This is a genomic window from Chloroflexota bacterium (genome assembly GCA_016235055.1).
In the GTDB taxonomy this organism is placed as follows: Bacteria; Chloroflexota; Anaerolineae; order JACRMK01; family JACRMK01; genus JACRMK01.
The window spans coordinates 1-8,254 of the sequence record JACRMK010000062.1 but is presented as its reverse complement, the minus strand read 5'-3'; the positions used below and the strand labels follow the sequence as shown (position 1 = coordinate 8,254).

10 protein-coding genes are annotated in these 8,254 nt (G+C 62.1%); 4 read left to right on the top strand and 6 right to left on the bottom strand.

What is annotated here, in order from left to right:
- Window positions 1-362: 362 nt before the first annotated feature.
- From HZB53_16145 to HZB53_16135, 3 genes are all read right to left on the bottom strand, one after another.
- A complete protein-coding gene (locus HZB53_16145; protein ID MBI5879179.1) occupies window positions 363-509 on the bottom strand; it encodes a Flp family type IVb pilin in 147 nt (48 codons plus the stop codon).
- A gap of 206 nt (window positions 510-715) precedes the next feature.
- Window positions 716-862, bottom strand: a complete 147-nt coding sequence (locus HZB53_16140) for a Flp family type IVb pilin (protein ID MBI5879178.1) — start codon at window positions 860-862, stop codon at window positions 716-718.
- Window positions 863-1,067: 205 nt separating this feature from the next.
- Entirely contained in the window at window positions 1,068-1,214 is a 147-nt protein-coding gene (locus tag HZB53_16135) for a Flp family type IVb pilin (GenBank protein ID MBI5879177.1), read from the bottom strand.
- A gap of 159 nt (window positions 1,215-1,373) precedes the next feature.
- Here HZB53_16135 and HZB53_16130 point away from each other — a divergent pair, with 159 nt between their 5' ends.
- The 4 genes from HZB53_16130 to HZB53_16115 all read left to right on the top strand — a co-directional run bounded on the left by HZB53_16130 (window position 1,374) and on the right by HZB53_16115 (window position 4,773).
- Window positions 1,374-1,916 carry a class I SAM-dependent methyltransferase gene (locus HZB53_16130; GenBank protein ID MBI5879176.1) on the top strand — a complete coding sequence of 181 codons (543 nt, stop codon included), beginning with the start codon at window positions 1,374-1,376 and terminating at the stop codon, window positions 1,914-1,916.
- 54 nt (window positions 1,917-1,970) lie between these two features.
- Complete coding sequence (locus tag HZB53_16125) at window positions 1,971-3,533, top strand: hypothetical protein (protein ID MBI5879175.1); 1,563 nt, start codon at window positions 1,971-1,973, stop codon at window positions 3,531-3,533.
- Window positions 3,534-3,620: 87 nt separating this feature from the next.
- Window positions 3,621-3,926, top strand: coding sequence for an antibiotic biosynthesis monooxygenase (locus HZB53_16120; GenBank protein ID MBI5879174.1), 306 nt, complete (start codon window positions 3,621-3,623; stop codon window positions 3,924-3,926).
- Between the two features lie 442 nt (window positions 3,927-4,368).
- Complete coding sequence (locus HZB53_16115) at window positions 4,369-4,773, top strand: DUF4332 domain-containing protein (protein ID MBI5879173.1); 405 nt, start codon at window positions 4,369-4,371, stop codon at window positions 4,771-4,773.
- Between the two features lie 85 nt (window positions 4,774-4,858).
- Here the strand turns inward: HZB53_16115 and HZB53_16110 are convergent, their stop codons facing one another.
- The 3 genes from HZB53_16110 to ftsH form a co-directional block, all read right to left on the bottom strand.
- On the bottom strand, window positions 4,859-5,608 hold the full coding sequence (locus HZB53_16110; protein ID MBI5879172.1) for a hypothetical protein: 750 nt from the start codon (window positions 5,606-5,608) through the stop codon (window positions 4,859-4,861).
- Window positions 5,609-5,656: 48 nt separating this feature from the next.
- On the bottom strand, window positions 5,657-6,061 hold the full coding sequence (locus HZB53_16105; protein ID MBI5879171.1) for a thioesterase family protein: 405 nt from the start codon (window positions 6,059-6,061) through the stop codon (window positions 5,657-5,659).
- Between the two features lie 67 nt (window positions 6,062-6,128).
- Window positions 6,129-7,937 (bottom strand): ATP-dependent zinc metalloprotease FtsH, encoded by a 1,809-nt coding sequence (ftsH, locus tag HZB53_16100; GenBank protein ID MBI5879170.1) that lies wholly within the window; start codon window positions 7,935-7,937, stop codon window positions 6,129-6,131.
- Window positions 7,938-8,254 lie beyond the last annotated feature (317 nt).

The window sequence follows — 8,254 nt, the reverse complement described above, 5'->3', positions numbered from 1 at the left end:
CCCCTCCCAACTTCGTTGGGAGGGGGCGAGATTCTAAGGGGAGGTGCGCGGCGGCTGCGCCGCCGCGCACCTCCCCGTTAGCTTTTCCCCTTCTCCCCCGCGCGCGCGGGGGAGAAGGGGCCAGGGGATGAGGAGGCAACCTGGCGGCCGACTCCAAAATGAGAATTGCTGGCTATGATAGGTGGGCCTTGCGACCCAATTGACTCTGATACATATTTTAACCAATTATCGTAGATTCTCAATAGTACAACAGTTCTGAATTGGCCGGGGCAACTCAATTGATCTATCTTCGCACAAATTAGAGGGGCCGCAGCATGGCTGCGGCCCCTCTATTAGTCCGTATGTGGTTGACGATCGGGCGGCTAGAACGCGTTCTTGATCGAACTGAACACATTACCGACCGCCGGCCCCAGCAGCGTCAGGATCGCAATCACCACGACCGCCACCAGCACCAGGATCAGCGCATACTCGACGAGGCCTTGTCCTTTTTCACGCGGGTTGAACAACATGGGATAATCTCCTTTGCTATGATAAGCGGGCCTTGCGACCCAATCGATTCTGATATTCATTCTACACAATTCCGGCGTATTTTCAATAGTACCGCAATACCAAAATCACTTAAGTCGCCCAGACGAACCATGTTAGCATAAATGAAAGGGCCGCAGCAAGGACTGCGGCCCCTATGTCCATCCATATGCGGTTGGCGAACGATGAGCTAGAATGCGTTCTTGATCGAACTGAACACATTGCCGACCACCGGTCCCAGCAGCGTCAAGATCGCGATTACCACGACCGCCACCAGCACCAGGATAAGCGCATACTCGACCAAGCCCTGTCCTTTTTCACGCGGGTTGAACAACATAGGATAATCTCCTTTGTTATGATAGGCGGGCCTTGCGACCCAATTGACTCTGATATTCATTCTACACAGTTCCGGCGTATTTTCAATAGTACCGCAATACCAAAGTTGCTTAAGCCGCCCGGCCAGCTTATATTCGCACAAATCAGAGGAGCCGCAGCATGGCTGCGGCTCCTCTATTGTCCGTATGTGGTTGACGATCGGGCGGCTAGAACGCGTTCTTGATCGAACTGAACACATTACCGACTGCCGGCCCCAGCAGCGTCAGGATCGCAATCACCACGACCGCCACCAGCACCAGGATCAGCGCATACTCGACGAGGCCTTGTCCTTCTTCACGCGGGTTGAACAACATGGGATAATCTCCTTTGCTATGATAAGCGGGCCTTGCGACCCAATTGATTCTGATATTCATTATAGGCACTCTGCCTTGGGCCGCAATGGTACCGAATTACCATACGCGCGGGATGGTTTGCTTTGGTGTTTTGCCGCCGGACGACTATACTCCCGCGTGATGAGCACCGATAGCGCCGCGCACGATCGTGCGCGGTGGAACGCGCGGTACGAGTCGGGCCTTGGCCCGCGTCTGCCCAATCCCCGCCTGCAGTCGCTGCGTGGACAACTGAGGCCCGGGTGCATCCTGGATATCGCCGGCGGCGTCGGCGCCAATGCACGACTGTTCCCGGATTGCACCGTCATCGTAGCCGATATCAGCGACGCGGCACTGGCTGAAGCGGCCGCCCCGCGCATCTGGCCGGTTCAGGCCGATGCGCGCCACCTGCCCTTCGCGCCGGAGTCGTTCGACAGCATCCTCTGCCTGTACTTCTTCGAGCCCGGCGTGAACTTCAGCCGGCTGTTGCGCCCGGGCGGCACCGTGTTCTTCGAGACCTATACCGAGGCCGACCGGCGCCAGCGCCCGGCGTTTAACCCCGCATTCCTATACGACGCGGACCGCGGTCGTGCAATGTTCGCCGGCATGCAGATCGTCGCCGCAACCGACACCGACGACGGCCGGCGCGCATACACCACCATCATCGCGCGCCGCGCCAACTCCTAGTCGGGCCTTCCGCACCACAGTATGGCGCCGACGTATACAGCAAGCGGTATTACAATGCCCCCCATCAGCGGCCGTGAATGGCGTTGGGTGGCGTGGGCGACGCTTCCGATTATCGCGGCTACCGTTGGCCCGGTTGCACTCGTTGGCGCACTGACGCCGTCCAACTTTCATTTCCTCGGCTTCCTGTATGCGTGGGACGATGCGGCCGGATACCTGGCGGCCATGCGCGAAGGCGCGCGCGGCTTCTGGTTGTTCGTGCTACCCTTCACGGCTACAGACACGGAGCCAATCCTGCTCTATCCGCATTATCTGTTCCTTGGGCATCTGTCAGCCTGGCTGGGCGGCGAGCCTATCGTCGTGTTCCATGCGGCGCGCGCCGCAGCCGGCGCGATACTGCTGGCCTCGCTCTACGCCTTCCTGGGACGCATTTTCGACACGACCGCCGACCGACGACTGGCGTTTCTGCTGGCTGCCCTCGGGTCGGGATTCGGATGGCTGGCGCTCATCGGCGGATACATTGCGCCGGATATCTGGCAGTACGAAGTTTCGGTCTTTCAGGCCATGCTCGCCAGCCCGCACTTCGCCCTCTCAATGGCCTGCCTGTTATGGCTGATGGAATTGCTTGTCAGCCCGGCGCCCTTGAATCGGCGCGAGTGGCTGCGCTTGCTACTTGGCGCGACGTTGCTCGGCGCGATGCAGCCGTACCCCCTCGTCGTGGCCGGGGTTGTCATAGCGGCCTGGCATCTGGCCCGGCGACTGCGATCCGGCGCGTGGCCGCACGAACTGGTCATGCGTGGAGCGGCGGTCATCGCTGGTGCGGGACCATGGGCGCTGTATTATGCATGGGCGCAGTCCCATTTCTCGTCGTTTGCCGGCTGGCAGGCGCAAGACGTTACGCTGTCTCCCTCGCCCGTCGACTACGTGATCGCCGGCGGCGCGCCGCTGGCGCTGGCGCTCGTCGGCACGGCGATGCTGATCGCGCAGTGGCGCACTCCGACCGCGCACGGCTGGGGAATCAGTCGCCCGAACGGACAACTACTCCTGCTGTGGCTTGCGCTGGGCGCACTGATGTTGTACGAGCCTCTGACACATCACCAGAGGCGTTTCGCTTTCGGTCTGAGCATCCCAGTCGCCTGTCTCGCCGTCGTTGGCTACCGGCGGCTGCAAGCACAATGGTTACACATCGCGCCGTTCACGCTGGTCGTGTTCTGCAGCCTGAGCGCGCTGGTCCTGCCGATCTATACGGCCGCGCAGGCACAGCAACGTCCGTCATACATGTTTCTCAGCGCCGATGAGTGGGCCGCCTTCAAGTTTCTGCGCGCGCAGCCGCCAGACGGCGCGGTGCTTGCGTCACCGCTCGCAGGCCTGTTTATCCCGGCATGGACCGATCAGCGCACGGTGTACGGGCATCCGCACATGACGTTGAATGCGGCAGCCACCCAACAGGCCGTCGAGAGCTATTTTGGCGGCGCCCTGCCCGCTAGCAGCGCGCTGCTTGCGCCGGTAACATACATCTTCATCGGGCCCCGTGAGCGCGCCATGGGAACTGCGCGGCTGCCGGCCCGCTTCGTTCCGGTCTTCGCTCAAGGGGACGTAACGATATACAGCCGCCGTTGATTGCCCGACGACGCTTCGAAGCGCACGCGTGCGCTGTCTCAGGCGCTGCCGGCCATTCGGAGCGCCGTCGGCTACCACGAGGTCTGCATGATTCTGGAAGTTGCCATTCTCAATGTGCGGCCCGGTGCCGGCCCAACATTCGAGTCCGCGTTTGCCGCAGCGGCACCTTTGATCGCATCGATACCCGGCTACCTGGGGCACGAGTTGCAGCGGTGCGTTGAAGCAGAGAACCGCTACCTCCTGCTGGCGCGCTGGGAGACATTGGAAGCGCACACGGTCGGCTTTCGCGGCTCGCCACAATATCAGGAGTGGAAGCGCGCGTTGCACCACTTCTATGACCCGTTTCCGGCAGTTGAACACTACGAGCAGATAGTTGTGTGGCCGCCGGCGTAAAAGACCTGGCCGGCGTTGACGTTGCGCCAAAATGGGCCGTTTGCCGTCAGCAATTCTCAATTTGGAGTCTGTCCACCAGGTTGCCCCCTCATCCCCTGGCCCCTTCTCCCCCGCGCGCGGGGGAGAAGGGGAAAAGCTAACGGGGAGGTGCGCGGCGGCTGCGCCGCCGCGCACCTCCCCTTAGAATCTCGCCCCCTCCCAACGAAGTTGGGAGGGGGTCGGGGGGAGGGCAACGCCGCTTTCTTGTCGAGCCAGCTTGCGTGACAAGCACCAGGGGGCCAGTTCATAGCAAGCCGGCATTGGAAAGCACCCCGTCCAAAGCCAAAATGAGAATTGCTGGTTTGCCGTTTCGCGGGACACGACCTACAATTGTGTGTCAATGACCGACGGGAAGCGTTCTCAACGGACACACAAATCCATCCCGCGGCCACAAGGAGCAGGCATGGCCAAAATCGCAGACATCAAGGGCATCGGATCTGCCAAAGCCGTCAAGTTCGCCGCAGCAGGCGTCAAGTCGGTGGCAGGGTTGCTGGCGGCCGGCGCGACCGCCAAGGGTCGCAAAGAACTGGCCGCCAAGTCCGGCTACGCGGAATCGTCAATTCTAGAGTGGGTCAACCGGGCTGATCTGGCGCGCATCAAGGGTGTTGGCGAGCAATACGCCGACTTGCTCGAAGCGACAGGCGTAGATTCGGTCATCGAACTCGGCAAGCGCAATGCCGTCAACCTGCATGAGGCGCTGGCGAAGGTGAACGCCAAGAAGAAGCGCGTCAAGCAACTGCCGGCTGCCTCGCGCGTGGCCGAGTGGGTCAAGCAGGCCAAGTCGTTGAAGCGTATCGTGCAGCACTAAACACGTCGCTCGTTAGCTTGCACACGATGCCCAGCGGCATAACTGCCGCTGGGCATCGTGTTTGTGTTCAGAGCGGCGCCGGCGGCTATGCTGCTTTCGGCAGATCGAAGCGCGGCAGGTCCGGCTCCGACAGCCACGCGCGCGACATGTCGAGCGTGTGCTTCCAGTCGGCGTAACGAATATATTCGCCGGGCGTATGCTCGTCGGCGTATCCGACGCTGAGGTTGACGCCGCAAATATCGCGGCAGAGTGCCTTGATATCCGATCCGCGCAGCCGGTCGGGCTCCGTGTAACCGGTCTTGTCCGCCACATACGCGCGGAACGCATCGGTGCCCACTTCATAGCACTTGAATTCGCGCGCGTGCTGCCGGTCAAACTCGACCATGAACTGGTGATCGCGATTGAGAAGGTCGGCGATATCCGGGTTGGCGTCCATCAGCCAGCGCGAACCGATCAGTCCCCCCTCTTCGCAGTCCGGCACAAGCAGCGCATGGCCCATGTCACGCAGCAGCCAGAGCATGGCGCAGCCGGCGCGGTCGTCGGCGCCAATGCCGGAACGGGCGCTGCGCGACACGAAGTCGCCGTGCCGGTACGAGACGCGGCGCGGCATGCTCACGTCCAGATCGGGATAGCGCGCATGGCGGGCGTCCCAATGCGTGTCGGCGTGCGCGATCAGCACAACCTTGTTGGTGCGCGTGCCCGGCACAAACAGGAACCGTTCCTTGCCGGAACCGCGAAACACGGCGCCCGGCAGCGCGGCAAAGCGCTCGAAGACGGCGTCGGCACTACCCAGCGGGTACTCCAGGAGTTCACGCAGCGTATCGAATTCGGTCATGCGGTTATGTCCTCGTGTGGTCGAGCCGCGCGGGGCGGCCCGCAGTGATCAGGCCGGCGCGGCATCCTGTTTTCGGCGCAACCGCTCTGCGAACTTGCCGACGTCGATGATGAAGCGCTCGTGCTCGCCCTCGCCGATTTTCTCGATGGCGTCGAAAGCGACCACTCGGAATCGCAGGCGGCGGCCATCGATTTCAACCAGCTCGGCCTCGGCGCGGAAAGTCTGCCCGAGCGGCGTTGCAGCCAGATGACGAATGTTCACCTGCGTGCCGACGGTGCTCTGGCCGGGCGGCAGGCATGGCTCGACGGCGCGATGACTCGCCTCCTCCATCGCGAGGATCAGCATCGGCGTCGCCAGTACCGGCACGCTCCCGCTGCCCATGTGACGCGCGGTGATCGCCTCCGTCACCACGCGCTCAATCCGGCCGGTCAGACCGGCCTGCAGCGTTCCCATGTGCGCTCCATAAAGCCGCAGACCTGACTGCTGGTCAGGTCTGCGCGCTACGACGTTCGATTTTCACTCAGACGAACAGCGCGTCGAACTGCGCTTTGTCCACCGTCTCGGCAACCGTCAACATCTTGGCTAGCGTGTCCAGTTTGTCGCGATACTGCGTCAGCGTCTGCTTGGAGCGCTGGTAGGCCCGCTCGATGATAGCGCGCACTTCGCTGTCGATCTGCTCGGCAACCTCGTCGCTGTAGTTGCGCTGCTCGGAGATCTCGCGTCCGAGGAACACCATATCGTCTTTCTTGCCGAACGTGCGCGGTCCCAGGTTGCGGCTCATGCCGTACTGCGTGACCATCGCGCGCGCGAGCTTGGTCGCCCGCTCCAGGTCGTTGCTGGCGCCGGTCGTGATATCGTTGAAGACGATCTCCTCGGCCGCGCGCCCGCCCAGCAGCCCGGCCAGATCGTCCTCGAACTTGGCCCGGCTCTGCAGGTAGCGATCCTCGTCGGGCATGATCAACGTGTAGCCCAGCGCCATCCCGCGCGAAATCGACACCACCTTCTGCACGGTATCGCTGTTCGGCAGAATCTTGGTCACCACGGCGTGCCCGGCCTCGTGATATGCCACCACCTGCTTCTCGTGCTCGCTGATGGTGCGACTCTTGCGCTCCGGCCCGGCGATGACCTTCTCGATCGACTCCTGGAACTCGCTCATGCCGATCGCTTTCAGGTTGCGCCGCGCGGCCAGAATCGCCGCCTCGTTGACCAGGTTCTCCAGATCGGCGCCCGAAAACCCGATCGTCTGGGCCGCCACGCGATGCAGGTCGACGTCCGTGCCCAGCGGCTTGCCCTTGCTGTGCACTTTGAGGATTGCCTCGCGGCCGGCCAGGTCCGCGCGGTCGAGCACGACGCGGCGGTCGAAGCGACCGGGGCGCAGCAGCGCCGGGTCGAGGATATCGGGGCGGTTGGTCGCCGCGATGATGATGATGTTCGTCTGGTTGTCGAAGCCGTCCATCTCTACCAGGATCTGATTGAGCGTCTGCTCGCGCTCGTCGTGCGAGCCGCCCAGCCCCGCGCCGCGATGGCGCCCGACGGCGTCAATTTCGTCAATGAAGATGATGCACGGCGCGTTGCGCTTGGCCTGGTCGAACAGGTCGCGCACGCGACTGGCGCCGACGCCGACGAACATCTCGACGAACTCCGAACCGGAGATGGAGAAAAACGGCACACCGGCCTCGCCCGCCACTGCGCGCGCCAGCAGCGTCTTGCCCGCGCCGGGCGGCCCGACCAGCAGCACACCCTTCGGAATGCGCGCGCCGAGCGCCGTGAACTTCTCCGGCTCCTTCAGGAACTCGACGACTTCCTGCAACTCCTGCTTCGCCTCTTCCACGCCCGCCACATCGGCGAACGTCACCGTCGGCTTGTCGCCGGTGAACATGCGCGCGCGGCTCTTGCCGAACATCATCGCCTGGTTATTGCTGCTTTGCGCCTGGCGCATCATGAACAGCAGGAATCCGCCGACGAACAGGAACGGCAGGATGCTGATGGCGATATTGAGCCAACTGCCCCACTCGCTCGGGTTCTGGATCTCAATCTCGACGCCCTTCAATTCATCCTGTGTGACGCCCAGATTCTTGAGCGATTCGACCACGCTGGAGCGGCTTTCCTTGCGCGACGAGAACTCGTTCTTATTGTTGAGCAGGATGGTAATATCATCGCCCTGCACGCTCAATTTCTTGACTTCGCCATTCTTGATCGAGGTCGCCAGCTTCTGCAGCGACAGTTCCGGCCGCACCTGCGGCTTGAAGTTGACGCCAAACAGAATGGCCAGTACAGCGAACAGGATCAGAATCCACACAAAGGCGCTTCTGATCGCACGGGAATTCATAAATGCAACGTCCTCCGCTAGTCTATTACCGAGGTCATGGTGGATTCATCCACACTGCACCTAATTATATCACAGGCGTCGCACCGTCAAACGCAGCCGGCCGGCAGATCGGCGGGGCGCATTCCAATTTCGGGACATAATCGATTCGGCATCAGCGCAACTCGTCATGCCCGCGAACAGCAATTCTCAATTTGGCTTTGTACGGGTACTTTCCAATGCCGCTTGCGATGCGCTGGCTCTCAGGCGCTTGTCACGCAAGCTGGCCCGCCGAAAAAGTGGCGCTGCCCTCCCCCCGACCCCCTCCCAACTTCGTTGGG